Origin of the sequence: Actinomyces mediterranea, from assembly GCF_900155595.1 — a bacterium.
Classification (GTDB): domain Bacteria; phylum Actinomycetota; class Actinomycetes; order Actinomycetales; family Actinomycetaceae; genus Pauljensenia; species Pauljensenia mediterranea.
On record NZ_FTPB01000003.1, the window covers coordinates 263,229 to 288,891 of the forward strand.

Below are 25,663 nucleotides of genomic sequence, written 5' to 3' on the forward strand. Positions count from 1 at the left end.
TGGCTGCTTCCTCGCGCACCGCGGGATTGTTCCAGTCGAGGTCGACCTGGGTGCGGTCGTACAGGTGCAGGTAGTACTTGCCGGTGTCGTCGAAGGGCGCCCAGGCGGGCCCCGAACTTCTACACCCAGTTGGTGAGCAGCGATCCGTCGGACTTAGGGTCGCGCAGGTAGTAGTAGCGCTGGTAGTGCTCGTCGTCGGCCAGCGCCTTGCGGAACCACTCGTGCTCGGTGGAGCTGTGGTTGAGGACCATGTCGAGCATGACGCCAATCCCGTGGGCACCCAGAGCGGCGACGAACTCCTCGAAGTTCTCCGTCGCGGCCATCGCGGGATCGATGGCGCAGTAGTTGGAGATGTCGTCGCCATTGGAGTCGTAGAACGACTTGAGGTAGATCTGGTAGGCAACAGAGCGGCGAAAACTCGTCATCGTGTCCTTCACTGCTTTCGCTTTCGTCAACGGCGTTGCGTTCACGAAATTTTACATTTCGAAAGACACGTCAACGAGTGGCGTTTTTACCCCACCACTGTTGCCGAATAAAACTCCGCTCCTCAGAATCCGAGGCGCCCCAACATCTTCGGGTCCGACTGCCAATCCTTCGCGGTGCGCACATGCAAGTCGAGGTAGACGCGACAGCCGAGCAGCTCTTCAATCTGAGCCCTCGACCTCGTCCCGATGTCCTTGAGGCGGGCACCCTTCTTACCGATGATGATCGCCTTTTGGGAGTCGCGCTCCACATACACATTGACGTGGACGTCAACGAGTGGCGGACGGGTGTCGCCCTCGCGCCTCGGGCGCTCAATGATCTCCTCGACCTGGACCGCCAGGGAGTGCGGCAATTCCTCGCGTATCCCTTCGAGTGCGGCTTCGCGGATGAACTCCGCGATGAGCGTATCGCGGGACTCATCGGTGACATCGCCCGCGGGATACAGGGGAGGCGACAGGGGCACCGTCTGCACGAGCACGTCGGTGAGGATGTCGATGCCGTCCCCGCTGACCGCCGACACCGGCACGATGGCCGCAAAGTCCCCCATCCGATCGATGGACAGCAAATGCTTCATGAGACGGTCGCGCGTGACGAGATCCGCTTTCGTGGCTACGGCGATGACCGGGCGGTGCACGTCTTTGAGTTCGCGGGCGATGAACTGGTCCCCCGGCCCGATGTGCTGATTCGCGGGGAGGCAGAAGACGACGCAGTCCACTTCGGCAAGGGCCTCGCGGACCATGTCGTTGAGCCTCTTGCCGAGAAGGGTGCGGGGACGATGGTATCCGGGGGTGTCGACGAGGACGACCTGTGCCTTGTCCCGATGGACGATGCCGCGGATATTGTGTCGCGTCGTCTCCGGGCGCCCCGATGTGATCGCGATCTTCTGGCCGACGAGAGCATTCGTCAACGTCGACTTGCCGACATTGGGCCGTCCGACGATGGAGACGAATCCGGCGCGGAAGTCCTCGGGATAGTCAGGCATGACGAGTCCCGCACTGGCATCAGCCTCGCGGCGCAGCGACTTGATCTCCTGGAGGCGGCCCGCGACTTCGTCCTCCGAGTCGGTATCCTCCCAATCGTCATCATCCGTTTCGACCGCATCGTCGCCCGGGGCCTCCTCTTCGAGGGCATCCTCGTCGATCTCAATCGACTGGTCGTCAAAGGCGTTCGGGCCCGCCATGAGCTCATCATCGCTGGGAAAATGCATGGTCCTCATTCCTGCCTGTTCGAAGCCCCAAGACTATCAACACGCGAACACACGATGGTGCCGACCTGGCGGCGGCGTCCCCTCGCCTCTTCGGCGACCATACGGATGCCGCTGGCCTCACCGATAGCGCCGGGCAGTGGCACCCTCCCGATCGCTTTGGCGAGCAGACCGCCCACGGAATCGACGTCCTCGTCTTCGAGTTCCATGTCGAAGAGCTCGCCGAGTTCGACAATCGAGTAGCGCGCGGGTACCCGCCAGCGGCCCTCGCTGATCTCCTCGGGCTCCATGACGAAGCGATCGTGTTCATCGGTGAGTTCACCGACGACTTCTTCAATGAGGTCTTCCAGCGTGACCAGGCCCGCGACTCCGCCGTACTCGTCGATGACGATCGCCATGTGATAGTGCTCGGCCTGCATATGGCGCAGAAGGTCATCGGCGGGCTTCATTTCAACGGTGAACTCAGCCGGGCGCATCATCTGCTCGGCGACCTGGTCCAACTCATTCCCGTAAGTCTCCAATCTCTGAACAACATCCTTGAAGTAGAGGATTCCGCGAATGTCGTCGACATCATCGCCCTCGACGGGGATGCGGGAGAAGCCCGAGCGCACGAAGAGCCGCAGTGCCTTACGCGCGGGAAGATCGAAGGGAGCGGTCACCATCTGGGTGCGCGGAACCATTACCTCGCGCACGAGGGTGTTGCCCAGGTCGAGGACGGATCGCAGCATCTCGCGATCCTCCTCTTCGAATCCCTCCGTCTCCCCGATCTCATCAACCATTTCGCGCAGGTCATCCACCAATTCGGCTCGCGCCTGCGCCTCAGTGGGCTCAGGGGCAGGTAATCTGCCCCGCAACGGTTCAATGAGGGGGTCCAAGACGCGGGTCGCGGTGACGAGGCGCTCGGTCAGGGGTCCGCCGATCAGTGCGATGCGCTCGGGCTTGCGGTTGCCCCACCGCGTTGGTAGCAGCGAGACGAGGACGAAGTGCAGCAGGCTGATCGTCACGAGGGCGATGAGTCCCGTCGCCCACCACTGCCAGCCCACGGTCTGGATGACGAGGGTGATGCACACGGCGAAGAAGACTTGGCTGAATGTGCGCATTCCGCGAAGGACGAGCTGGGTGCGCGCGCGGTGTGCGACGAGGGTGTGCACGGTGGGGGCGTTGCGGTGTCCCTCTTCGATGAGGTCATCGGCCATCGCCACCGTCGTCTGGGATAGGGCGACGTCAATGGCCTGGAGAAGGGAGGCAATGAGGAGCGCAAGGAGTGCTCCGACGATGAGCGCCGCAACGGGGATGGTGGCCGTCCAGTAGGGGTTCATCGGGTCGCGAGGAAGGTGAGGAGGAGTTTACGCTGCAGGGCGAACATCTCGTCCCGCTCGGCCTCCTCCTGGTGGTCATAGCCGAGCAGGTGGAGCATCCCGTGCGTGGCGAGCATGAGCATCTCCTCCACCGTCGTGTGCCCCGCTTCTTTCGCCTGGCCCTCGGCAACCTGTGGGCAGATGCAGATGTCCCCGAGCGTCCCGGATGGCGTGGGCCGCTCGGCGGTTCCGGGTTTGAGCTCGTCCATGGGGAAGCTCATGACATCGGTCGGCCCCGGAAGGTCGAGCCACCGGATATGAAGGTCCGTCATCGGTTCGGGGTCGATGAACAAGATATTGAGTTCGGCGTCCGTTGCGACATGCATCGCGGTGAGGACATGATCGGCCAGTGCAGCGAACTCTGCCCCGTCGATGTCGTAATCCGTCTCGTTGATGATCTCAGTCATGATCGAGCTCCTCGTTCATCGGTGGAGTGTCTGGCAGATGTTCTCGGGGTCGACCGGCGCATTCGGCGCAGATCCTCTTCGCGTTCATCCCAGCGCGCATAGGCGTCGATGATCTCCCCGACGAGTTCGTGTCGAACGACGTCTGCACTGGTGAGTCGGCAGAACTCAATGCTGTCGATACCGTCGAGGATCGTCGAGATGAGGGCGAGGCCCGACTGTCCCGCACCGGGAAGATCGACCTGAGAGGCGTCGCCAGTGACGACGATCTGCGAATTGAACCCCAGGCGCGTGAGGAACATCTTCATCTGATTGGCGGTCGTGTTCTGCGCCTCATCCAAGATAATGAAGGAATCGTTGAGCGTCCGCCCCCTCATATAAGCCAGCGGAGCGACTTCGATAGTGCCCGCAGCCATGAGTTTGGGCAGGGCCTCGGCGTCGAGCATATCCCCCAGCGCATCGTAGAGGGGCCGCAGGTAGGGGTCGATCTTGTCGGTGAGGGTACCGGGGAGGAAGCCGAGATTCTCACCCGCCTCGACTGCGGGGCGGGTGAGGACGATGCGGCGCACCCGCCCGGCGAGGAGGCTCTGCACGGCCCTCGCCATGGCGAGGTAGGTCTTGCCCGTTCCAGCGGGTCCGATCCCGAAGACGATGGTTGAACGGTCCATGGCCTCGACATAGGCTTTTTGGCCCGGCGATTTGGGACCGATCGACCGGCCCCTCACTGAGAGGATCTCCTGCGAGGGAGCAGCCAGAGCGCTTTTTGTGAGCAGACTGATCGCGTGCTCCACTGCCGTCGCGTCGAGGGGCTGTCCCCGCTTCGCGAGGGAGATGAGTTCTTCAAGGAGTTGGACGGCGACCTGTGTATCGGCATCGGTGCCGACCAGGGTGATCTCCCTGCCGATGACGTGGATGCCCACATGTGGGAATCCTCTCTCCAGGACGCGAAGCACCTGATCGGAGGTTCCGAGTACCATGACCGGGTCGACATCCGCTCCAATGGCGATGCACCGCGAAGTGGCGACGGTATCCGCCGCTCCCGCTTCGGTCACGAAGACCCGCCTTTCTTCTGTCATGCCTGCATTCACCAGTCTAGCGGTCCTTGCCAGCGGGGGAGGAGATGAATCCGGAAGGAGCTGGGCTCCCCGATCCGCGTGGAGTGAGACACGTCCGAGTTTCACGCAGACCATCGAACCCGCTACGGTGGGCCCATGACGTATTCTGCCCAGCACCGCCCGCGCCACCGCGACTCGTGGTGGCGAATACTCGTCGTCTCGCTATTCGCCGCCGTCGCATTGGGGCTCGTGGTATACACCGCGGCCTACGCGGACAGAGTACTTCCCGGACGCAGCATCGGCGGTACGAGCATTGCGGGGATGACTCGTGAACAGGTGGAACAGTTCGTCGACCAACGGATACGCACAGCGAAAATTACTGTGAGGGTCAATGGGAATGATATGACGCTCCCCTTCGCCGATGCCGGAATCATCATCGACCCGGCGGCCGTTGCGGCCAGTGCCATGAACGGGTCGGGAAACATTCTCGCATCCGTGGCCTCCCTCACCGCTCTCGTACGCTCCGACAACATCACAGTTCCTGCGTCCATCGACGATTCCCTCTTCTCCGCGGTGGCCGCCCGGGCGGACACACTCACGGGCAGCGCCCCTGTCGGGGCCCGGGTCGTCTTATCCGAGGATGAAAGCACTCATGTGGCGGTCGCCGGCCGCGACGGAATGGCGGTCGATCGACAGGCCCTGCGATCCGGTTTCATGTCCGCAGCAACAGCCCTGAGCGACTACTCCATCGAGCTGTCCGCCTCGCCCTCCTCTCCCGAGGTGACGACTGAGGAGGCGGAGCGGGCGGCCACCCAGGCCGACGACCTCGTGCGAGAGGAAATCGCCCTCGTCGGGCCGACGGAGACGTTCACCGCCGATACTGCGACCAAGGCCGGATGGGTGAACTTCGATGAGACCGACGGCTCTCTGACGCCGACGATCAACGAGGAGCAGGTGCGCAGCTGGGTCGACAGCACTGTCGCCCGGGTCAACAGGGACCCGATCAACGGGATCAACAATGTGGATTCCCGCGGCTCAGTACTCCAACTCGCGCGGCCCGCGAAAGAGGGGCGCTCAGTGACGAACGCCGATGCCTTGACGCACGGCATCCTCGACGCCCTGCGCTCGCGCACCGCCTACTCGGGGACGATCGAATGGGATCCGATCGAGGCGTCCATGGAGGACCGTGTCGTGCCGAGCGGCCCTGAGCGCTTCGCCTACCGCGCCAAGGCAGGTGAGAAATGGGTGGAGGTGAATCTCACCGATTCCACGCTCACCGCCTACCGCGGCCAAGAGGTCGTCCACGGTCCGATCCTCATCAACCACGGCGGCGTCGGCCACGAAACGGTGACCGGTACCTACCGGGTGTACCTGAAGCTGACCACACAGGACATGGGGTGCACCCCCGACTGGCCGTATTGCGAGCGCAACGTCCCGTGGGTTGCCTACTGGCACAAGGACTACGCGTTGCACGGCGCCCCATGGGTGAAAGAATTCGGCATCGGCACGGACGAGTCCTCGCACGGATGCATCAACATTCCCGTCGAGGACGCCCATTGGATCCACGATTTCGTCGATATCGGCACGGTGGTCGTCTCCCACTATTGAGCGGCATGTCGATGAGGTGTTGGAGGATCGGCCCGTAGATGGCGATGACCTCATCGTCGCTCAGCGCTGTGACCGGTTCGATTCCCACGATGTAGCGCGCCATGATGAGGCCGCCGACTTGTGAGCCGATGATGCCAACGGCTTCGACGCTGTAGGTGAGGGGAAGGATATTTACGATCCACTCGAGGATCACCGGTAGGCGGTCCACGGGGACGAGGAGTCCGCACAGGAAGACTTGAGACACGATGACGATGGGCATGAATTGAACGGCCCGGAATTCGGATCGGGCGAAGGCACTGGTCATGAGGCCGAGTGACACGCCGACGACGGCGCAGGCCGCAGCATTGAGGACCACCCATCCGGGGTTGCCCTCCGTTTAACTCCGAGGAACCCGTAGCCGACTGCGCATAGGATCGCCGCCTGGATCGCATCATGAAGACGAAGGCGGCCGAGTAGCCGAAGAGGAGGTCGGCGCGGTGCAGAGCGGAAGGCGTTCCACAGCGCCGCCCGGGTGAGCGGGTCGAGGCCGACGGTGGGTTCGTCGAGGACGAGGAGCGGCCTGACGTTCATCACGCAATGAATTAATCATATGATTAATTTTTAGCGTCTATTTCTCTTTCCCCGTCAACGGTCCGTCGCGCTTCGCCCCGCCTTCACCGCCGGTCATACTGAGAGGGTGAATCGCTTCGACGCCGCGCTCGCCTCCCCGCCCGACCTCCCGGTCGTCGATGCCCTCCCGCGCCTGCGCGATGCGATCCACCCCGGGGCCGCCCTCGTTCTCACCGCTCCCCCGGGATCGGGCAAGACGACGCTCCTGCCGCTTCTGCTCGCCTCCGCGACGGCGGGCAGGGTCATCGTGACGCAACCGCGCCGCATCGCCGTGCGCGCCGCCGCCCGCAGACTCGCGTCCCTCGTGGGCACCGGGCTCGGCGAAGACGTGGGGTACACAGTTCGCGGCGACCGAAAAGTCGGGCCGACTACGCGCATCGAGGTAATGACGCCGGGAGTGCTCGTGCGCCGCATCCAGACGGACCTCGAACTGGCGGGGTGCAGCGCCATCATGCTCGACGAGTTCCACGAGCGAGCCATCGACACCGACCTCGCACTCGCACTTCTGCTCGACATCCGAGCCGTGGTGCGCAAGAATCTCCACCTCACCCTCACCTCGGCGACCCTGGAGGCCGAGCGCACGGCCGGGCTGCTGGCCGACGCCATTGAGGATGTCAGTGTCGTATCCGTTCCCGGTTGCTTCTTCCCCCTCGACGTGCGCTATGCGCCCCCACGGGGCGCCGCCCTCGTCTCGACCCCCGCCGGTCGCGTTGTCGTCGATCGGGATTTCCTCGCGCATGTGGCCCGCACCGTCGATGAGGCGCTCATCGCAGCCAGTGGGGACGTCCTCGTCTTCGTCCCCGGGGCCAGACAGATCGACGAGGTCGCTGCCCTCCTCGGCGGATACGGGAGGCGAACACTCGGCGGGGAGGAAGTGGAGATCCTCCCCCTTCACGGCTCTCTTCCCCCGTCCGCCCACGACCGCGTCATGTCCGAGCCCGCCCCCGCCGCGCCCAGGCGCATAATCATCTCGACTGCGGTCGCCGAATCCTCCTTGACGGTTCCGGGCGTGCGAGTCGTCGTCGACGCGGGACTGTCGCGAGAGTCGAGGCTCGATGCCGCCAGGCACGCGAGCAGCCTCGTCACCGTCTCGGCCTCGAAGGCGCAACTGGAGCAGCGTGCGGGCCGCGCCGCCCGCCTCGGCCCCGGCGTCGCTTTCCGCTGCATGAGCGAGATCGATTTCGCCAGGCGCATTGCCCAACCGCTTCCTGAGATCGCGACAGCCGATCTCACCGACACCGCATTGCAGGCGGCGGTCTGGGACGCCAGGGGCCTCAACGGCCTACAGTTGCTCGATGCCGCACCGCGGGGCGCATTGGACGCAGCGACGACGACTCTGGAAATCCTCGGCCTCGTCGACGCATCGGGGGCGCCGACCCCCTTGGGGCGCCGCGTCGCCGCCCTCCCCCTCGCCCCTGCCCTCGGTGCGGCTCTCCTCGCCGCTGCACCGATGATCGGAACGGCGAGGTGTGCGCGCCTCGTCGCCCTTTTAGGGGAGGACCTGCGCGTGCGCGATGCGGATGTGGCGGCTTTCGCCCGCAGCCTGCCGCAGTCGTCCGACCGGGCGCTTACGGCGAGGATCACAGCGCAGGCGCGCAGGCTTGAGCGCCTGTGCCCGGATGCGCCAGGCTCCGGCGCTTCAGACGAGGAGGCTCTCGGCCTCGTCATCGCCATCGCCTTCCCCTGGTGGATCGCCCGCAAGCGCCAAGGGGGGCACTCCTATCAAACGATCGACGGACAGGGCGCCTCACTGCCCGCCCCCTCTCCCCTGGAGGGTGCCGAGTGGCTCGCCATCGCGGACATCGCCCGCGAAGCGGGCCGAGCGGATGGGCTCATCCGCCTCGCGGTGCCCATCTCGGAGGCGACGGCGCACACCGGCGGACGCGGATTCGCGACCGAAGACGGGCGCTGCGCCATCGAAGGGGGGCGCCTGCGTGCGACGCGCATCACACGCCTCGGGGCGATCGCCCTCGACGAGGGCACGAGCGTGAGGCCGAGCATTCAGGACGCGGCGCAAGCCCTCGATGAGCTCCTCGCCGCCCGCTCCATCTCAGCACTGCACTGGTCCGATGCCGCACAGTCGCTGAGGGAAAGACTCGCCGCTGTCCACGAGGCCTGCGGGGACCCCTGGCCCGATGTCTCCGACGCGTGGCTCGTCACCCACGCGCGCGAGTGGCTCGCCTCCGACCTGCCCCGACTCGCCGACGGCGCGCCGCTGTCCTCTCTGCACCTCGACGACGCTCTGCGCGCACTCGTCCCCTGGCCGCAGGCCGGAATGATCGACGAGTGGGCTCCCGCATCGATCAAGATCCCCACCGGGGCGCGCAGGCACATCGACTGGTCGAGCGGGAGCCCCGTCCTCACGCTGCGGGTCCAAGAAGCGTTCGGCTGGGTCGACACGCCCGTCTTCGCCGGTGGCGCGCTCGCCCTCGTCCTTCACCTCACTGACCCGGCGGGGCGGCCCGCAGCGGTGACATCGGATCTGCGCAGCTTCTGGGCGGGCCCGTACTTCGACGTGCGCTCCCAGCTGCGGGGCCGCTACCCCAAGCACCCCTGGCCGGATGATCCCCTCGCACAGGCGCCGACCTCGCGGGCCAAGCCCAGCACGTGAGCAACTGGGCGGGCCGTCAACGAAAGGCAGTCCCGCACCGGCGACCTGCGTCGGCCTGTCCAACCGTGACGGCCACTCATCGCCGGGAGTCACACGCAGCGGTATCCTCAAAGCGAGGAGGCGGAACATGGGTGCGCGACTATCGATGCGGGCCCTCTTCGCGTTGCTGTCCGATCAGGTCGATGCCGGACGCTGGTGGCCCGCCGATACGCGCTTCGAAGTCCTCGTCGGTGCGATCCTGGTGCAGAATACGACATGGACAAGTGTCAAGCGCGCCCTGGAGCACCTCTCAGCCGCTAGTCTCCTCACGCCCGAAGCAATCGCGTCCGCCGCTGTCGACGATTGTGCCGCTCTCATCCGCCCCTGCGGGTATCACCATACAAAAGCCACGTATCTCAAGGAAGCATCGACCTGGTTCCAACTCTACGACTCCGACGCGAGGAGGAGCCCGACATCTGATGTGCGCGACCGGCTCCTCTCGGTCAGAGGAATCGGCATGGAGACGGCGGATGTGTTACTGCTCTACATCTACGACCGTCCGATCTTCATCTACGACGCCTACGCGCGCCGTCTTCTCAAGGCCACCGGATTCGGCGATCATGCGACGTATGCGGCAGCAAAGGTCGCCGTCGATCCACTCGTGCATAATGCGCGATTCAGTGTCGATGAGCTCGGCACCTTCCACGGGCTCATCGTCGAATCCGGGAAGATGGCCAGGCGCTTGGGCGGATGGGACGCATGCCTCCCGCTGCTGGAGTCTGGAACGCTGCGCAAACAGTGGCAGGATCTGTGCTCACGCGATGAGGCGGATCGCTGACCTGAGCTACGAAGAGGCGACTCGGATGATGAGGGGCGTCGCAGAGTGACTATTGAGAAGCGAGGCCGCCTTAGACGTGCAGGTGCCCGCCGTCGCAAGGCTCACCCGGATCCTCGTGGCCCCCGGGCTCGATCTGAATCGTCGTATGCGACAGTTGAACGGGGAAGTGCTCAGCGGCGCAGGTCTGCAGGCGAGTGAGGATCTCTCGCGCGTGCCCATCGATGAAGCACTCCGGGCGGACCACGACGTGCGCCATCAGCACCGGAGTGTCGGAAGCGACCGACCACACGTGCAGATCGTGGACAGCTTCGACGTGTTCGACGGCTAGGAAATGGCGCCGCAACTCCTCCACATCGATCTCGCGAGGTGCGAAGCCCAGGATAATGGCACCTGCGTCGCGCAGAAGCATCACCGCCCTGGGGACGATGAGCACGACGATCGCGATGGAAACGACGGCATCCGCCCTCGTCCACCCCGTCGTCGCCACGATGAGGGCGGCGATGATGACGCCGACGGAGCCGAGAGCATCATTGAGGACTTCTAAGAATGCGGCACGCATATTGAGATTGGTGCGCCTGCCCCCGGCGAGGATCGCCAGTGAGACGGCATTGCCTACGAGACCAATGATGCCCATGGCGAGCATCCCCTCACTGCCCACCGGGGCTGGGTTGAGCAGCGCCCCGATTGCTTTGATGAACACGGTGACGCCGACTGCCGCGAGGAGGCCCGCTTGAAGGGCAGCGCCGACGACCTCAAGACGTGCGAGCCCCCAGGTCCTGCGATCCGTCGCGGGGCGAGAGGCGAGGGTCGCGACGACGAATGCCGTGACGAGTCCGAGGGAGTCGGCGGCCATGTGCCCCGCGTCGGCGAGGAGCGCCAGCGAACCCGTCACATAGGCGAGGACGACCTCGGCGATAAAGATGAGGCCGGTGACGCTGAGTGCGCCTGCAAGCCTGGCAGATGGCGCCCCTCGTCCGTGATCATGGGAGTGGTTGCTTTGATGCGTGTCGTGCCGAGAAGAGCCATCAGATTGCTGATTCGAATCCACTGATGGGGTCATCGCTTGCCTCCTGTGCAATCGTCCTTAGTTTTCAATCGGCAGTATCATCCTCGAACGCGATGAACGGGAACTCAAGGCATATAACGAATTCAATCATTGAAAACGGTGTCGTTCAGCTTCCTCTTCGACAAGAAGCGACAACGACAGACCCCCCGACTCCAGGTAGTCATCAAGCCTGGACGCTTGTGCCTTACGGGCGGATTCAATATGCCGACGCGTCCATTCGCGTATTCGAGCGAGTAGACGCCGCCGTTCGGCAAGGGAGCGGATCCGCGGTGAAGATGATGTGAGCACTGCGACGAGAAACGTTGGAGCCGCGATGATGAGAAGTAGCGCCAGACGTTCAAGCGCCTCTACGTATTCGATGCCGACTGTCAATCGCGCCGATCCGACAACGGCGCCAATGGCGCACAGGATCCGCGCAAGACGCAGAGTAACGGGCGCCCACTGCCGGTCGCGGCTCATGAGGATGGACGCAAAAATCCAGGCCGAGCAGTTGCAGGCGATCACTATCGGCATGATGCTCCATTCGAGTGCCGTCGCACCGACCAACTCGGCTGTACCCAGTACGAGGGGAGGAATCATGGGCATAAGGACGCTGAGCACGACCGCGCTCCTCGTCGCTCCGGCCCCCTCTGCCCGTTCAACGACATCGCTACGACGAGAGCCTTCCAGTGCTTGAAACCATGATACCGGGGCCTCAACGCCCCTGAATCGCCCTTCCCCGCGCAGCATCGCATTCCATAGGGTCGGGACGGGAAGGAGAAGAAGGACGAAGACGACACCGATCATTGTTGCAACGGACATGATGTCCTCACATGCAAAAGCTCCCAGAGGCAGGACAGCGAGGGGAAGGGCGAAGGCGACCCACATCGAGGCGAGGAGGAAGACCCGCACCATTGAATCGGAGCGCGACATGAACAGGCGCGCCGGTTCGCGCCATCCTGCAACGATGAGGAGAAGAGTCCATGAGGGCGCCTGAACGGCAAGGATAGCGGCTCCGCCCCGCAGTCCCTCGGCAGCGATCCATATGAGGGAGAGTCCCAAGACGCTCGCAAGGAGGAGTGCGCCGAGGAGGAAATATCGACGTTTCGAGTACACCGGCGAGATGCGAAGAGCCTCCCACTTCGACAAGAGCTCGCACCGGCGCAACGCCCGACCCAAGGTTGGAGAGGAATCGAGATCGAGTTCGGCGCGGACGGTGAGCATCGTCGCGAAGGCGCCGATGCCCAGTGCTAAGAGAGCAGAGACTGTCCGATCGTGACGTACGAGGATTCCTGTCGCAAGGTAAGCGAGAGCGGAGACGATGACGAGGCTGAAGAATGTGGGGAAGGCGAGCCGATCGTAGGCAGAGAAACGGCGCCAGTCGACGTCGCGGAACAGTTCCTGGGCGGATCGATCGGACCCGCCGTCCGAGAGGGGTTCAATGAGTCTACTCGTAATATCTCCGACCTCACCGAGGAGGACGGCGGCGGGGAACATGATGGCTGTAAGGATCCCGAGGAAACCGAGAACCCTCTCATCATCGGAGAGCCACCCGGACGCATGATTGACGACAGCCCTCATCAATGGGGCAAATCCGCCCTCCTGAGGTGTTGAGACGAAGAACACGGGAAGGGTGAGGAGAAGAACAATCATCACAGCCGCGCCCAGAGTCATCGCCAGTGAACGCCTCACCGCCCGGCTCACGTCGGAGCGTCCCCGTTTCCTTGCCTCGTCAACGGCGCGCGCTGCCTCGATTTCCTCGTCGCTGAACCGCCTTACGGTCATCAATACGACCATCCGATTCCAGGGTCGAGGGCGAGCAGGTCGTCGATCGTCTGCGGCCGCACGATCCACTCGGCATTGCCGTTCTCGACGGCGACGACTCCCGGCTTGGTCAGCATGTTGTAGTTGGAGGCCATGGAATACCCGTAGGCTCCGGTGACGGGAACGGCGAGAAGGTCTCCGGAGCGCACGTCGCCGGGCAGGTCCACGTCCCAGACGATGACGTCGCCGCTCTCGCAGTGCTTGCCGACGACGCGCGAGCGCACGAGGGGGGCGTCGCTGTTGCGGTTCGCGAGGGTCGCCGTGTACCTGGCGCCGTAGAGGGCGGGTCGGATATTGTCCGCCATTCCGCCGTCGACCGCGATATAACGCCTGCGGGCCTCATCGGAGCCGAGGATCGCGTCCTTGACAGCACCGACCCGGTACAGGGTCACCGTCGTCGGCGCGATCGTCGAGCGCCCCGGTTCGACTGAGACGCGCGGGACGGGGATCGACAGTCGTTCGCACTCGCGCTTGACGACACCCGCGATGGCGCGGGCCGCCTCGACGGGCGATGTGGGGACCGGGTCATCTGCCGTGTAGGCGACTCCCACACCCCCGCCGAGGTCGAGTTCGGGCAGTGCCTCGCCCGTGGTCGTCTCGATTTTCGCCAGCAATTCGCACATGATCTGAGCGGCTTCTTCGAAGGCTGCAGTCCCATGGATCTGGGAACCGATGTGGCTGTGGAGACCTCGCAACTCAAGGTGGGGTGATGCTGCGATCGCGGCGACGGCCTCGTCGAGCTGTCCGTCGAAGGCTCCGAGGCCGAATTTCTGGTCTTCGTGCCCGGTGGAAATATAGGCGTTGCCGCCGGCATGGACGCCGGTCTTGACGCGGATCATGACGCGCGCCGTTGTCCCGAGTGCGGCTGCGATCCCCTCGACTTGGGCGACCTCATCGAGGGAATCGATGAAGATCCTCTCAATGCCGGTACCCTGGCCCGCGGTAAGGGCCAGTTCGATCTCCGCATCAAGCTTGTTATTGCCGTGCAGGCCGATCGTGCTCAGCTCGGCTCCCGAACGCAGTGCAATGGTGAGTTCACCCAGGGAGGCGGTGTCGACGCCCATCCCCGCTCCGGTGACGATGCGCACGACGTCGGAGCACAAGAAGGCCTTTCCCGCGTAGAAGGCATTGCCTCCGGAGAGTCCGTAGCCGTCCCAGAACTGCTCGGCCATCGCGCTCGCCCACACCTGTGCGCGTCCGCGCAGGTCAGCACGGTCGAGGACGAATACAGGGGTCGCGAAGCTCTCAACAATGTCCGCCGCACTGACACCGCCGATTTCAATGACCCCATCCTCGCGGCGCGCCGCGGTCCACGGCCACAGATCGGGGCGCTGCTCGGGCTCGGGGCAGACGAGGTCGCCGAGCGGGCGGAGATCCATTGACTCGGGTGCGCCGTTCATGTCTCACATCCTCTCGGGGGCGCCCACGCCGAGGAGGGCGAGACCGGTGCGCAGCACCTGGGTAACGGCGTCGTTGAGCCACAGGCGCGCGACGTGTCCGGCGTCGACCGGGTCCTCGCCGCGGGGCGTGACGCGGCACTGGCCGTACCAGGTGTGGTAGGCGGCCGCCAGAGATTCGAGATACCTGGCGACGCGGTGGGGCTCGCGCAGCCCCGCCGCTTGGGCGACCTGGGAGGGGAACTGGGCGAGGACGCCGAGCAGGTCGGAATCGGCGGTAGTGTCAAGGGCGGCCGGGTCGAAGCCCGCGCTCCTGGACACGCCGTATTCGGCCGCATTGCGGGCGACATTGCAGGTGCGCGCGTGAGCGTACTGGACGTAGTAGACGGGGTTCTCGTTCGTGTGCTGGGTCAACAGGTCGAGATCGATGTCGAGATTGGAATCCATGGAGACGCGCACGAGGGCGTAGCGGGCCGCGTCAACGCCGACGGCATCCACGAGGTCATCAAGGGTGACGATGGTGCCCGCCCTCTTCGACATGCGCACCGGTTCGCCGTTCTTGACGAGGTTAACCATCTGCCCGATGAGGATCTGCATATTCGTGCCCGGTTTGTCGCCGAACGCTTCGCACATCGCCATCATTCGTCCGATGTAGCCGTGATGGTCGGCACCGAGCAGGTAGATGGCCGCGTCCGCACCGCGTCGGCGCTTGTCGAGGTAGTAGGCGACATCGCCGGCGAAATAGGCAGCCTGCCCATCGGACTTGATGAGCACGCGGTCCTTGTCGTCGCCGTAAGCGGTGGTGTGCAGCCAGACGGCGCCGTGGCAGTCGTAGACCTCGCCGCGCTCGCGCAACATGTCAATGGCTCGCGAGACCGCGCCGGAGGAGTGGAGGGAGTCCTCGTGGAAGAAGACGTCGAACTCGGAGCGGAAACTGGCCAGGCGCTCTTTGATCTCATCGAACATGAGCTCAACGCCGCGCGCCCTGAACGCCTCGACGGCATCGTTTTCGTCGAGGATCGTGGGGTCGACCTCCCCAGCGGCGAGCGCGTCTTCTCGCACCTGGGCGGCGATGTCGGCGATGTACTGGCCGCCGTACCCGTCTTCGGGGGCGTCCCGGCCCATTGCGCGGGCGTAGAGGGACTTCGCGAAGCGGTCGATCTGCGCACCGTGGTCATTGAAATAGTATTCGCGAGTCACTCGGGCGCCCGAGGCCGTCATGAGCCGCGCGAGCGAGTCGCCGACGGCCGCCCAGCGCGCTCCACCGAGATGGACCGGTCCAGTCGGGTTCGCCGACACGTATTCGAGGTTGATGGAGGTGCCCGCGAGCTGGTCGTTCGAGCCGTAAGTGTCGCCCGCTTCGACGATGGTCCGCGCGAGTTCCCCGGCTGAGGCCGCAGCGAGACGGATATTGATGAATCCAGGGCCTGCAACGTCAACGCCGTCAATGCCATCGTGTTCGCGCAGTTCTTCGGCGAGCAGCGCTGCGAAGTCGCGCGGATTCATGCCCGCCCTCTTCGCCAGCTGCATGGCGACATTGGTCGCCCAGTCGCCGTGCTCGCGGTTGCGTGGGCGTTCCACTGTGAGGGAATCGGGAATGGAGTCGGATGCGAGGGTGATGGCGCCGGAGTCGGACTGCGCGACGAGGATGTCGCGGATGACGATGGCAAGTTCTTCTGGAGTCACCCTCACAGCGTAATTGCTGTCCGGGCGCGTCGGCGAACCCGCTGATTTGATGTCGGCCGCCCCGTGATGCCGACCGCGGAGGCGACAGATAACGGAAACGTTTCCGACAGCTGTCCTGTTCAGAAGCGATTCAGCGCGAAAACCCCGTCCAGAATCGCATGATCACGCGAAAAGACCGTTGCCAAACCGTTATCTTCAGACCCGAGATTTCCTTGCGAGAGTTGCAGAAAACGTCCTATAGTTCTGCGTACCGGAAACGTTACCGGTGCGAGCGATCGCACGACGGGCGCAGTCCGCCACTATTACATCCCGCTCACGCACAGAAGCAGGAGCGTACAGACGAATTGTCCAAAGGAGGACACCTCATGTCGAAGTTCATGAAGGTTGCCGCAAGCACCGTTGCAGCGGCAACCGCATTGACCGCACTCGCGGCATGCTCATCCGGCACGGATACGGCCAAGGACGACACCGGCTCGGTCTACTACCTGTCCTTCAAGCCCGAGCAGGATGAAATCTGGCAGCAGGTCGCCAAGGCCTACACCGAGGAGACCGGCGTCGAGGTCAAGATCGTCACCGCTGCCTCCGGCACCTACGAGCAGACCCTCAAGTCAGAGATCGCCAAGTCCGACGCCCCCACTCTCTTCCAGATCAACGGCCCCATCGGCATGCGCAACTGGATGGACTACACCGCAGACCTGACAGACACCGACCTGTACAAGAACCTCCTCAATCCCGATCTCGCGCTCGGCGAGAACGGCAAGATCTACGGCGTCCCCTACGTCGTCGAGGGCTACGGCATCATCTACAACCAGACCATCATGGACAAGTACTTCGCCCTCGCTGGCGCGAAGGCGAAGTCCATGGACGAGATCACCAACTTCGAGACCCTCAAGGCAGTCGTCGAGGACATGCAGTCCAAGAAGGACCAGATCGGCATTGACGGCGTCTTCGCGTCGACGTCCCTCAAGCCGGGTGAGGACTGGCGGTGGCAGACCCACCTCGCCGACCTTCCCGTGTACTTCGAGTACCAGGACAATAATGTCGACGATATGGCGGAACTGAGTTTCACTCACAATGAAGAGTTCAAGAACATCTTCGACCTGTACCTCAATAACTCGACGATCGACCCGGCGCTCGCCTCCTCCAAGGCCGTCACCGACTCCATGGCGGAATTCGCCCTTGGCAAGGCCGCCATGGTACAGAACGGCAACTGGGCGTACGGCCAGGTCGCGGAGGTTTCGGGTAACACCGTCAAGGCCGAGGACGTCAAGATGCTCCCGATCTACACCGGTCGCAAGGGCGAAGAGACCCAGGGCCTCAACATCGGCACCGAGAATTACTTCTCCATCAACTCCCAGGCATCCGAGGTCGACCAGAAGGCGACAGCAGACTTCGTCAACTGGCTGATCACTTCAGAGAAGGGCAAGAAGTTCATGGTCGAGAAGCTCGGCTTCATCCCGCCCTTCTCCACCTTCACCGAAGGCGACCAGCCGACCGATCCGCTCGCCCAGGAGGTCATCAAGTCGATGTCCGACACGGAGAAGACCTCGGTTCCGTGGGTCTTCACGACCTTCCCGAGCCAGAAGTTCAAGGACGACTTCGGCGCCGCCCTCACTCAGTACGCTGCCGGTCAGATGACCTGGGATAAGGTCGTCGAGCAGTTCACCACTTCCTGGAAGGCTGAAAAGGGAGCCTGACCCTCTCCGACCCAGCCAGGCGGGTGCGCAGGACCACGCCCGCGCACCCGCCCCTCCCACATCACCACCCACCCAGGAGCCCGCATCATGCTTAAAAGTCTGCGCAAGCTCGGCGCCCTCTTCCTCGGCCCGACCCTCATCGCCTTCTTCATCGCCTTCCTCGCGCCCTTTGCGATCGGCCTGTACCTATCGCTGTGCACATTCACCACGGTGACCAATGCATCCTTCGTCGGATTGAAGAACTACTTCGACGCCTTCAGCGAGAGCCAGGGCTTCGTCCACGCCCTCGGATTCACCGCCGCAGTCACCGTCCTGTCCGTCATCACAGTCAATATCTTCGCCTTCGCCATCGCCTACGCTCTGACCCGCAAGCTCAAGGGGACGAATTTCTTCCGCACCGTCTTCTTCATGCCGAACCTCATCGGCGGCATCGTCCTGGGCTACACGTGGCAGACGATCATCAACGCCGTATTGCTCAACTGGAACACAACGCTCGTCACCAAAGCCGAATACGGCTTCGTGGGCATCATCGTCCTGTTGAACTGGCAGATGGTCGGCTACATGATGATCATCTACATCGCGGGACTCCAGTCGGTCCCGCCCGAACTTATCGAGGCCGCCGAAATCGACGGCGCCGGAAAATGGTCGATCCTGCGCAATGTCACCATTCCCATGGTGATGCCCTCGGTCACCATCTGCCTATTCCTCACGCTGAGCAACTCTTTCAAGCTCTACGACCAGAACCTGGCACTGACCAATGGCCAGCCGCTCAATATGACTGAGATGGCCGCACTCAATATCGTCAACACATTCTTCGCGCGCACCGGATTCGAAGGCGTCGGCCAAGCGAAGGCAGTGATCTTCTTCCTAATCGTCTCGATCATCGCCTTTATCCAGCTGCGCGCCACCCGAGGCAAGGAGGTCGAAGCGTGAGCACCGCACCCGCTCCCCGAAAGATCCACACGTCCGCCACTCGTACCAGCCCCGTCGGCTCTGCACTGCTCTATCTCGTGCTCACAGCCCTCACCCTCGTGTTCCTCGGACCGCTGTTCTTCATCCTCAACAACTCCTTCAAGGGCAGGTTCTTCATCTCCGACAGCCCCTTCTCCCTGTCGACCGGAGACGTTTTCGTCGGCATCGAGAACTATCTCAACGGCCTCAAGACGACGAACTTCTTCGCCGCCGCCGGATGGTCGTTCTTCATCACGATCGGCTCCCTCATCGTCATTGTGTTCTTCTGCGCCATGACGGCCTACTACATCACCCGCATCAAGACGTGGTGGACGAATGCCCTATATCTGTTGTTCGTCTTCTCGATGGTCGTCCCCTTCCAGATGGTGATGTTCCCGACCGTCAAGATCGCCGACATACTCAACCTCGACAACCCGGTCGGAATGATCCTCCTCTACCTGGGATTCGGCGCGGGACTGTCCGTCTTCATCTTCTCCGGCTTCGTCAAGTCGATCCCGATCGAAATCGAAGAAGCGTCCATGATCGACGGCTGCGGCCCTGTGCAGAACTACTTCCGCATCGTCATGCCGATGCTCAAGCCCGTCATGATCACCGTCGCAATCCTCAATGCGATGTGGGTGTGGAACGACTACCTCCTGCCCTACCTGGTCATCGGGTTGTCGACGCCGTACAAGACGATCCCCGTCGTCGTCCAGCAACTCGTCGGCTCTCACGGGTCGAATGACATGGGCGCACTCATGGCGATGCTCGTCCTCGCGATCATCCCGATCATCGTGTTCTACCTGTCGAGCCAGAAGTACATCATCGAAGGCGTCGTCGCGGGCGCTGTGAAGGGTTGAGCAGTGCCGACCGACCGCGTGAGACCAGAAAGGAGGGAGCAGTGACCATGCCACCGCCCACTGGCCGCCCCACGATCAAGGACATCGCGAAAGCCGCCGACGTCGGCGTCGTCACGGTCTCGCGCGCACTCAACGGCAAGCCCGATGTCTCTGACAAGACGCGCGCGCGGATCATCGCCCTCGCCGATGAGATGGGCTACCGTCCCAATAGGCACGCCCGTTTCCTCAAGATGTCGCACAACCCGTCGATCGCCCTCTTAATGAAGGGGATTGACAACCCCTTCTTCGCGCAGATGCTCAACACGATGGAGTCAATCGTGCGCGAGCACAACTACCTGCTGACCGTCGTCACCGTTCCCCATTGGGCGGATGAGATCGAAGAGGCGATCAAACTCGTCGACGAGGATCTCATGGCGGGGGTCGTCTTCCTGGGTGGCTCCTTCTCCCACGACGCCTCTGTCTTCGAGCAGATGAAGGTTCCCTTCGTGTTGTCGACGGTCTCGCGCCTCGACCGGGTGCCCGACGGGGTCTACTCCTCGGTATCGGTCGACGATGAATTCGAATCCGTGAGGGCGGTGCGCCACCTCATTGATCTCGGTCACCGCACCATCGCGGTGCTCGGCGTGCCGCCCTTAGATGTATCGGTCGGCACTCAGAGGGTAAGGGGTTACCGCAAGGCCCTCGTCGATGCCGGAATCGATGTTGACGAGTCCCTCATATGCTCCCAGGATCTCATCGAGACAACCCCCTACTCGCTGGAGTACGGGTACAAAGTGATGAAGAAACTCCTCGCAGAGCGCCCCGATGTGACCGCCGTGTTCGCGATCGCGGATGTTCTCGCGATCGGGGCGATGCGGGCGATCCGCAAGGCGGGGCTGCGGATCCCCGAAGATATCTCGATCATCGGATTCGACGGCATCGCCATCGGGGAATACGTCGATCCGCCGCTGACGACCCTCGCCCAGCCGCCCGCTCTCATCGCACGGCTCACCTGCGAGATCCTCTTCGATCAGATCGCTTCGGGCCCTGTCCAGCATGTTTTCGTCCCCGGTGCGATCCGCGAGGGCGGCTCGACGGGCCCGGTGCGCGATTCTTGAGATACTGGGAGTGCCGCCCCGAGGGACGGGAGTAGGAGGGAGCAGCAGTGTCGCGACTTAGTCCTGATTCGTCGATCCATCAGGTGCTGTCGTGGATTGCAGCACTTATCGTCGCGAATCTCATCGCCCTCGCATGGTCGATACCGGTGGTCACCTCCGGCATCGGGCTCCTCGTGTGCGCCGTCGTTTCAATGCGCCTGATCCGCGATGAGTCGACTGCCCTCGTCCCCGCAATGCGTCAGACCATGCGGGGCGCCGTCGCAGCGGGAGTCGCGGGGACGGCCGAGCTCATTGTCGGGGCGCTCGTCGTCTGGGAATGGGTGGCCTCCCAGTCACTGTCTTCCCCGTTCCTCATACTGGCCGTACGCTCGCTGCTCCTCTTCGTCGCGGTCATGCTCGGCATCGTCCACGTATGGCTGTGGCCGATGATGGCTTACCGCCTGGCGTACCACGGTTCGTTGCGAGTGGGGGACCTCGTGATGCTCGCCCGCAGTTCCCTCCTGGTCGGGGTCGCCAAGCTCGGTCGGACGTTCGGCGCGCTCATCGTGTCCGCGGCTCCGCTCGCAGTGGTGACGGTGTCAGTCGAGTGGGCCGTACGCATGGGATTCTGGTACCTCGTCTTCGGTATCGCATTCGCCATGTACGTGTGCGTGCTCGCGGCTCATCCCGTCCTCGCCTCCGCCCAATCCCGCGACGAGGCCGATCCCTCCTTGTCCGGGGAATGATCGTGCGGACACGCCGTCACGATCCGCACCGTCATGGGAACGCACACGGATGCACCGATCACACAATGGGCGTCCTCTCTCATCGCAGCACTCATCGGCGGCCTCAACCTCTCGCCGGAGCCCAGATGCAGAGGAACGGCGCCCGCCGGAGTCATCCAGTCGAACGCCGCCCTATACAACTATCGGGGCCCGTCACTTCACTTGCGATGGGTCTCCTCGTAGTCATCCATGAGGGTGATGCGACGCTGGTGGCGCTCGTCGCCCGAGAAGGGGGTCTCGAGGAAAGCGTCGATGAATGCGAGGCACTCCTCGACGGTGTGCTGGCGCGCTCCGATGGAGATGACATTCGCATTATTGTGCTCTCGGGCGAGGCGCGCGGTGGAGTCGTTCCACACAAGTGCCGCGCGGATGCCTTTCACGCGGTTCGCCGCCATCTGCTCGCCATTACCCGAGCCGCCGATGACGACGCCGAGGGAGCCCGGCTCGGCCACGACCGCTTCGGCCGCTTCGATGCAAAACGGCGGGTAGTCGTCGAGGGAGTCGTAGACGTGCGCACCGTGGTCGACGACGTCGTACCCCTTGTGGAGCAGGTGGGCGACTGCTGTCTCTTTCAACTCGAATCCTGCATGATCAGTTCCAACGTGAACGCGCATGGGACCCCTTCCTCAGAAGAAATTGTCAACAATGCCTACAGTATGACACCTCTCACCGTCACCGGGAGGATGAAAGACCCGACCCAGCGGCATGTGCACTATTCGTATCTTCTTCGGGCCTTTTGCTAGACTATCTGCTCGTTGGCCCCGATAGCTCAGTGGATAGAGCGTTCGCCTCCGGAGCGAAAGGTCGCAGGTTCGAATCCTGTTCGGGGCACCATCTAGGACTAAAGATATTGTTGACAGTCGAGAATCTGTGCTTTCGTGGCTCCCCTGCAACGCGAATCGGCCACGATCAGCGAACAACGCCGACGCTGGACATCAGTGCAGCGCTATGGTGAACGGGTCCCCGGGGCTCGCGGCAACGCCGCGCCCCGTCTTACTGCGAGAACGAGGAACCATGACCTATCAATGGTGGTCTCTCATCCCCTTCGCCGCGATGCTCGCGGCGATCGCCCTCCTGCCTATCATCCCGGCGACCGGTGAATGGTGGGAGAAGCGCTCCAGCCAACTCCTCGTTGCCCTCGCCCTAGGCATCCCGACCTCGGTGTGGATGTGGTTCGTCGAGGGCTCCGGATCCTTCATCGCCACCGGTGTCGAGTACTTCCAGTTCATCATGCTGCTCTTCGCCCTCTTCGCGATCTCCGGCGGAATCCACCTCGACGGCGATATCGAGGCAACGCCGCGAAATAACACGATCTTCTTGGCCATCGGCGGACTGCTGGCCTCCTTCATCGGCACGACGGGAGCCGCAATGCTCCTCATCCGCCCCCTGCTCGCCACGAACAAGGAGCGCGTGCACAGGGTTCACACAGTGCTCTTCACGATCTTCATCGTCGCGAACTGCGGGGGCCTGCTCACCCCTCTGGGCGACCCGCCCCTCTTCCTCGGTTTCCTCCACGGAGTGCCCTTCACGTGGACGCTCAGCCTGTGGAAGGAGTGGCTCTTCGTACTCGTCTTCCTGCTCGCGACCTACTACTCCATCGACCGTCTCCGCTACGCCGCCGAACCGAGGTCCGCAATCCTTCGCGATGAGACGGAGATCAAGCCCCTGCGCCTGCGCGGCGGTATGAACCTCATCCTCTTCGTTGTCGTCATCCTCGCAGTCGCGCTCGTCCCCTCCTGGGACGGCGAGGCGCTCGCAGCGGGAGAGGCCCACGGGACCGGCCTCGTGCCGTGGCGTGAGATCATCTTCCTCGCCGCAGCCCTCATCTCCTACTTCTTCGGAGACACAAAGGTCCGCTTCGAGTCGAACGCATTCACCTGGGCGCCGATTGCCGAAGTCGCCACGCTCTTCATCGGCATCTTCGCAACGATGGCTCCGGCACTGCGCTATCTCGAGCAGATCGCGCCCTCCCTCCCTCTCACTCGCATGTCCTTCTTCCTCTTCACCGGGTCACTGTCCTCGGTCCTCGACAATGCTCCGACGTACATGACCTTCTTCGATATGGCGAAGGCCCTAGGCGGAGACGGCACTCTTATCGCCGGGGTCCCAGAGGTCTACCTCGTCCCGATCTCCCTGGGAGCCGTACTCTGCGGTGCCATCACCTATATCGGCAACGGTCCGAATTTCATGGTGAAATCAGTCGCCGACGCCGATGGGGTCGCCATGCCGAGCTTCGGCGCCTACGTCGGCAAGGCCTTCATCGACCTCGTGCCGGTTCTTGCAACAATGGCGTTGATCTTCATCGCTGAAGCGGCGTGGCTGCACTATCTCGGATACGTTTGCGCGGCGGTGCTCATCGTCCTGATGGGCGTCAGAATCACGAGGGCCACGCGAATGGAGGCGGCGGGGCGAAGCTGATCGCGGCGCGCGGCTCAGTCCCTCGGGGACTGCATGCGAGCGGCCTCGTCCGGTGCGGGGGGCTGTTCCCACATTCCACGCTCCACAAGGAAGTCGCGCAGCACCCTGGGACGGTTCGTCACGAACCCGTCAACGCCGACCTCGATGAGATGCAGGACATCATCGGGTTCGTCAACGGTCCACACGTGCACCGCCAGACCGAGGGTGTGTGCAGCCGCGACGAAACGACGATCGACGACTGTGAGCGGCCCGTAGAACACGGGAACCTGTGCAGCGACAACTCCCTGCTTCGTGCCGGGGACACGCCACCAGCGCGGCCCGATCGCCGTCTTCGCGGCTCCGACGAGGCGTGCAACTGCGTCAACGCCGATCGACGTGGCGACGCGCATCTGAGTCTTCTCACGGATCCATCTCAGGCGCGATTCTGAGAAGGACGCGAGGACCACGCGATCCCACGCATCGTATCCGTCGATGACATCGAGGAGGGGACCCTCGACGCCCGCAGCCTTCGCATCGATGTTGAAGTACATATCGGGGAAGCGCTCAAGCGCCTCAGCCAGCAGAGGCATCCGCTGCCCGTCTGAGGTGCGCAATGCCGACAGGTCCCGCCACGTCGTCTCCGCGATGAGGCCGGTGCCGCTGTAGCAGCGGTCCACCGTGGGATCGTGGCTGATGACCACTTCGCCGTCGGCGCTCAAGTGCACATCTGTCTCAATATGACGGATGCCGAGGTCACGCGCGTAGGCGAATCCCTCGAGGGTGTTCTCGGATGATTCGTCCCCTCCCCCGCGATGAGCAAGAAGGATCGGGCCGACTCGCGAGGACACGGGGATCATGAACAGGCCTCCTGACCGACGTACACGGCACCGACTCCGCTCAGCCATGCCTGGGGATCGACCGGGGAATCAGACGAATCATGCACTTCAAAGTGCAGGTGGGGGCCCGTCGACCAGCCGTTGGAGCCGACAGCGCCGATGGCCTGCCCGCCCTCGACATGCTGGCCCATCGTTACGAGGATGTCCTTCATGTACTGGTGGAGGTACATCGAGTAGAAGACGGTTCCGTCCTCGCGCGTGTGCTTGATCTTCACATAGGCGCCGGAGCGGGAATTCTCTGACACCTCGACAACTTCGCCGGAGAAGATCGAGTACAGCGGGGTCCCCATGGCCGCAGACATGTCGATGCCCTCGTGCATGAGCAACTGCCCGCTGATCGGCGACACCCTGGGCCCGAAGGGCGAGGTGATCTCGAACGCGCCTTCTGCGATCGGCCACACAATGGTCTCGGTGCGCATCTGAACGCTTCTGGTGCCATTGGCGTTCTCAGCGGAGGGAAGGCATGTCGTCAGCGTGAGGGGCGCGCGGACGCGAGCGCGCGACGCTGCGGTCTGGGATCCCGTGAGCGCGTCCGATTCGCCGAGCGCGTCCTGACCGACGGCCCCCATCCACGAGGGCGAGGCTACGGCGGTGCCGACGACTCGGGCAGGAATCGCCATCGAGGAATCGGCGCCGACGAATCCGGTGAGTGGAATCGCAATTGTGATGGCAGTCAGGGCACTGAGGACGCCTACTTTGAGGATGTGGTGAGAAGCAGTCGGGGTTGCCTTAATCGCGGGTGCCTGATGTGCTCCATGCGCATGCAGCTGTCTGCGCGACGGGTAGGGACACGCCGGACGCTCGTCAGTCACACCGTCTCCTTCGCATCAAGAGTCATTGCGAATTCCACAACGCACCCAACGGTACTCCGATTCGCCGCCCGCGCGCGAGAGCATTCGA

At 63.4% G+C, this 25,663-nt stretch carries 23 protein-coding genes and 1 tRNA gene; 10 read left to right on the forward strand and 14 right to left on the reverse strand.

From position 1 onward, the window contains the following. Nucleotides 1–119 precede the first annotated feature (119 nt). From BQ7471_RS02305 to BQ7471_RS02325, 5 genes are all read right to left on the reverse strand, one after another. The gene (locus BQ7471_RS02305; RefSeq protein WP_076463905.1) at nucleotides 120–425 is read right to left on the reverse strand and encodes an alpha-amylase family glycosyl hydrolase; all 306 of its coding nucleotides are present in this window, start codon (nucleotides 423–425) and stop codon (nucleotides 120–122) included. A 122-nt stretch (nucleotides 426–547) separates the two neighbouring features. After that, the gene (era, locus tag BQ7471_RS02310; RefSeq protein WP_076463907.1) at nucleotides 548–1,690 is read right to left on the reverse strand and encodes a GTPase Era; all 1,143 of its coding nucleotides are present in this window, start codon (nucleotides 1,688–1,690) and stop codon (nucleotides 548–550) included. A 5-nt stretch (nucleotides 1,691–1,695) separates the two neighbouring features. After that, nucleotides 1,696–3,006, reverse strand: coding sequence for a hemolysin family protein (locus tag BQ7471_RS02315; protein WP_076463908.1), 1,311 nt, complete (start codon nucleotides 3,004–3,006; stop codon nucleotides 1,696–1,698). Continuing rightward, complete coding sequence (gene ybeY / locus BQ7471_RS02320) at nucleotides 3,003–3,452, reverse strand: rRNA maturation RNase YbeY (protein WP_076463910.1); 450 nt, start codon at nucleotides 3,450–3,452, stop codon at nucleotides 3,003–3,005. Before ybeY ends, BQ7471_RS02315 begins: the two co-directional genes overlap by 4 nt. Then, entirely contained in the window at nucleotides 3,449–4,525 is a 1,077-nt protein-coding gene (locus BQ7471_RS02325; protein WP_076464390.1) for a PhoH family protein, read from the reverse strand. Before BQ7471_RS02325 ends, ybeY begins: the two co-directional genes overlap by 4 nt. A 135-nt stretch (nucleotides 4,526–4,660) precedes the next feature. Between BQ7471_RS02325 and BQ7471_RS02330 the strand changes: the two genes are divergently transcribed. Further along, the gene (locus BQ7471_RS02330; RefSeq protein WP_083663198.1) at nucleotides 4,661–6,112 is read left to right on the forward strand and encodes a L,D-transpeptidase family protein; all 1,452 of its coding nucleotides are present in this window, start codon (nucleotides 4,661–4,663) and stop codon (nucleotides 6,110–6,112) included. On the opposite strand, the gene BQ7471_RS02335 is transcribed toward BQ7471_RS02330, so the two are convergent. Next, a complete protein-coding gene (locus BQ7471_RS02335) occupies nucleotides 6,036–6,467 on the reverse strand; it encodes an ABC transporter permease (RefSeq protein WP_076463911.1) in 432 nt (143 codons plus the stop codon). The two genes, BQ7471_RS02330 and BQ7471_RS02335, sit on opposite strands and share 77 nt — an antisense overlap. Beyond that, nucleotides 6,413–6,685: a hypothetical protein gene (locus tag BQ7471_RS11465; RefSeq protein ID WP_205408245.1), complete on the reverse strand. Its 273-nt coding sequence runs from the start codon at nucleotides 6,683–6,685 to the stop codon at nucleotides 6,413–6,415. Before BQ7471_RS11465 ends, BQ7471_RS02335 begins: the two co-directional genes overlap by 55 nt. A gap of 103 nt (nucleotides 6,686–6,788) precedes the next feature. Between BQ7471_RS11465 and hrpB the strand changes: the two genes are divergently transcribed. After that, entirely contained in the window at nucleotides 6,789–9,332 is a 2,544-nt protein-coding gene (gene hrpB, locus BQ7471_RS02340) for an ATP-dependent helicase HrpB (RefSeq protein WP_076463913.1), read from the forward strand. Between the two features lie 127 nt (nucleotides 9,333–9,459). After that, complete coding sequence (locus tag BQ7471_RS02345; protein ID WP_076463914.1) at nucleotides 9,460–10,149, forward strand: endonuclease III domain-containing protein; 690 nt, start codon at nucleotides 9,460–9,462, stop codon at nucleotides 10,147–10,149. Nucleotides 10,150–10,219: 70 nt separating this feature from the next. Here the strand turns inward: BQ7471_RS02345 and BQ7471_RS02350 are convergent, their stop codons facing one another. From BQ7471_RS02350 to argS, 4 genes are all read right to left on the reverse strand, one after another. After that, complete coding sequence (locus BQ7471_RS02350) at nucleotides 10,220–11,209, reverse strand: cation diffusion facilitator family transporter (RefSeq protein WP_083663199.1); 990 nt, start codon at nucleotides 11,207–11,209, stop codon at nucleotides 10,220–10,222. 93 nt (nucleotides 11,210–11,302) lie between these two features. Then, nucleotides 11,303–12,979 carry a hypothetical protein gene (locus BQ7471_RS02355; protein WP_129583319.1) on the reverse strand — a complete coding sequence of 559 codons (1,677 nt, stop codon included), beginning with the start codon at nucleotides 12,977–12,979 and terminating at the stop codon, nucleotides 11,303–11,305. After that, nucleotides 12,979–14,418 (reverse strand): diaminopimelate decarboxylase, encoded by a 1,440-nt coding sequence (gene lysA / locus BQ7471_RS02360; RefSeq protein ID WP_076463917.1) that lies wholly within the window; start codon nucleotides 14,416–14,418, stop codon nucleotides 12,979–12,981. Before lysA ends, BQ7471_RS02355 begins: the two co-directional genes overlap by 1 nt. 3 nt (nucleotides 14,419–14,421) lie before the next feature. Beyond that, on the reverse strand, nucleotides 14,422–16,101 hold the full coding sequence (argS, locus tag BQ7471_RS02365; protein ID WP_076463919.1) for an arginine--tRNA ligase: 1,680 nt from the start codon (nucleotides 16,099–16,101) through the stop codon (nucleotides 14,422–14,424). Nucleotides 16,102–16,466: 365 nt separating this feature from the next. Here argS and BQ7471_RS02370 point away from each other — a divergent pair, with 365 nt between their 5' ends. From BQ7471_RS02370 to BQ7471_RS02390, 5 genes are all read left to right on the forward strand, one after another. Continuing rightward, nucleotides 16,467–17,798 (forward strand): ABC transporter substrate-binding protein, encoded by a 1,332-nt coding sequence (locus BQ7471_RS02370; RefSeq protein WP_205408235.1) that lies wholly within the window; start codon nucleotides 16,467–16,469, stop codon nucleotides 17,796–17,798. 87 nt (nucleotides 17,799–17,885) lie between these two features. Beyond that, the gene (locus BQ7471_RS02375; RefSeq protein WP_076463920.1) at nucleotides 17,886–18,731 is read left to right on the forward strand and encodes a carbohydrate ABC transporter permease; all 846 of its coding nucleotides are present in this window, start codon (nucleotides 17,886–17,888) and stop codon (nucleotides 18,729–18,731) included. Further along, nucleotides 18,728–19,609 (forward strand): carbohydrate ABC transporter permease, encoded by an 882-nt coding sequence (locus BQ7471_RS02380; protein ID WP_076463922.1) that lies wholly within the window; start codon nucleotides 18,728–18,730, stop codon nucleotides 19,607–19,609. The genes BQ7471_RS02375 and BQ7471_RS02380 overlap by 4 nt, the downstream gene beginning before the upstream one ends. A 47-nt stretch (nucleotides 19,610–19,656) precedes the next feature. Further along, the gene (locus BQ7471_RS02385; RefSeq protein WP_076464397.1) at nucleotides 19,657–20,706 is read left to right on the forward strand and encodes a LacI family DNA-binding transcriptional regulator; all 1,050 of its coding nucleotides are present in this window, start codon (nucleotides 19,657–19,659) and stop codon (nucleotides 20,704–20,706) included. Nucleotides 20,707–20,753: 47 nt separating this feature from the next. Next, a complete protein-coding gene (locus BQ7471_RS02390; protein WP_076463923.1) occupies nucleotides 20,754–21,431 on the forward strand; it encodes a YesL family protein in 678 nt (225 codons plus the stop codon). A gap of 197 nt (nucleotides 21,432–21,628) precedes the next feature. Here BQ7471_RS02390 and BQ7471_RS02400 read toward each other — a convergent pair whose 3' ends face one another. Further along, nucleotides 21,629–22,084: a ribose-5-phosphate isomerase gene (locus BQ7471_RS02400; RefSeq protein ID WP_076463926.1), complete on the reverse strand. Its 456-nt coding sequence runs from the start codon at nucleotides 22,082–22,084 to the stop codon at nucleotides 21,629–21,631. A gap of 144 nt (nucleotides 22,085–22,228) precedes the next feature. Between BQ7471_RS02400 and BQ7471_RS02405 the strand changes: the two genes are divergently transcribed. Further along, nucleotides 22,229–22,304 (forward strand) — tRNA-Arg (locus BQ7471_RS02405). 180 nt (nucleotides 22,305–22,484) lie between these two features. Continuing rightward, the gene (locus tag BQ7471_RS02410; RefSeq protein ID WP_076463928.1) at nucleotides 22,485–23,888 is read left to right on the forward strand and encodes a sodium:proton antiporter; all 1,404 of its coding nucleotides are present in this window, start codon (nucleotides 22,485–22,487) and stop codon (nucleotides 23,886–23,888) included. Nucleotides 23,889–23,902: 14 nt separating this feature from the next. Here BQ7471_RS02410 and BQ7471_RS02415 read toward each other — a convergent pair whose 3' ends face one another. Both BQ7471_RS02415 and BQ7471_RS02420 read right to left on the reverse strand, forming a co-directional pair. Continuing rightward, nucleotides 23,903–24,724: a glycerophosphodiester phosphodiesterase family protein gene (locus BQ7471_RS02415; protein WP_076463929.1), complete on the reverse strand. Its 822-nt coding sequence runs from the start codon at nucleotides 24,722–24,724 to the stop codon at nucleotides 23,903–23,905. Beyond that, nucleotides 24,721–25,575 (reverse strand): M23 family metallopeptidase, encoded by an 855-nt coding sequence (locus BQ7471_RS02420; RefSeq protein WP_205408236.1) that lies wholly within the window; start codon nucleotides 25,573–25,575, stop codon nucleotides 24,721–24,723. The genes BQ7471_RS02415 and BQ7471_RS02420 overlap by 4 nt, the downstream gene beginning before the upstream one ends. Between the last annotated feature and the right edge of the window lie 88 nt (nucleotides 25,576–25,663).

Excerpts from the sequence above, each read along its gene's own strand:
- BQ7471_RS02375 (WP_076463920.1), top strand. The coding sequence starts at position 17,886 with ATGCTTAAAAGTCTGCGCAAGCTCGGCGCCCTCTTCCTCGGCCCGACC.
- BQ7471_RS02325 (WP_076464390.1), bottom strand. The coding sequence starts at position 4,525 with ATGACAGAAGAAAGGCGGGTCTTCGTGACCGAAGCGGGAGCGGCGGAT.
- BQ7471_RS02355 (WP_129583319.1), bottom strand. The coding sequence starts at position 12,979 with ATGACCGTAAGGCGGTTCAGCGACGAGGAAATCGAGGCAGCGCGCGCC.
- BQ7471_RS02370 (WP_205408235.1), top strand. The coding sequence starts at position 16,467 with ATGTCGAAGTTCATGAAGGTTGCCGCAAGCACCGTTGCAGCGGCAACC.
- BQ7471_RS02400 (WP_076463926.1), bottom strand. The coding sequence starts at position 22,084 with ATGCGCGTTCACGTTGGAACTGATCATGCAGGATTCGAGTTGAAAGAG.
- BQ7471_RS02410 (WP_076463928.1), top strand. The coding sequence starts at position 22,485 with ATGACCTATCAATGGTGGTCTCTCATCCCCTTCGCCGCGATGCTCGCG.
- ybeY (WP_076463910.1), bottom strand. The coding sequence starts at position 3,452 with ATGACTGAGATCATCAACGAGACGGATTACGACATCGACGGGGCAGAG.
- BQ7471_RS02385 (WP_076464397.1), top strand. The coding sequence starts at position 19,657 with ATGCCACCGCCCACTGGCCGCCCCACGATCAAGGACATCGCGAAAGCC.
- BQ7471_RS02415 (WP_076463929.1), bottom strand. The coding sequence starts at position 24,724 with ATGATCCCCGTGTCCTCGCGAGTCGGCCCGATCCTTCTTGCTCATCGC.
- lysA (WP_076463917.1), bottom strand. The coding sequence starts at position 14,418 with ATGAACGGCGCACCCGAGTCAATGGATCTCCGCCCGCTCGGCGACCTC.
- BQ7471_RS02345 (WP_076463914.1), top strand. The coding sequence starts at position 9,460 with ATGGGTGCGCGACTATCGATGCGGGCCCTCTTCGCGTTGCTGTCCGAT.
- BQ7471_RS02315 (WP_076463908.1), bottom strand. The coding sequence starts at position 3,006 with ATGAACCCCTACTGGACGGCCACCATCCCCGTTGCGGCGCTCATCGTC.
- era (WP_076463907.1), bottom strand. The coding sequence starts at position 1,690 with ATGCATTTTCCCAGCGATGATGAGCTCATGGCGGGCCCGAACGCCTTT.
- BQ7471_RS02305 (WP_076463905.1), bottom strand. The coding sequence starts at position 425 with ATGACGAGTTTTCGCCGCTCTGTTGCCTACCAGATCTACCTCAAGTCG.
- BQ7471_RS02330 (WP_083663198.1), top strand. The coding sequence starts at position 4,661 with ATGACGTATTCTGCCCAGCACCGCCCGCGCCACCGCGACTCGTGGTGG.
- BQ7471_RS02350 (WP_083663199.1), bottom strand. The coding sequence starts at position 11,209 with ATGACCCCATCAGTGGATTCGAATCAGCAATCTGATGGCTCTTCTCGG.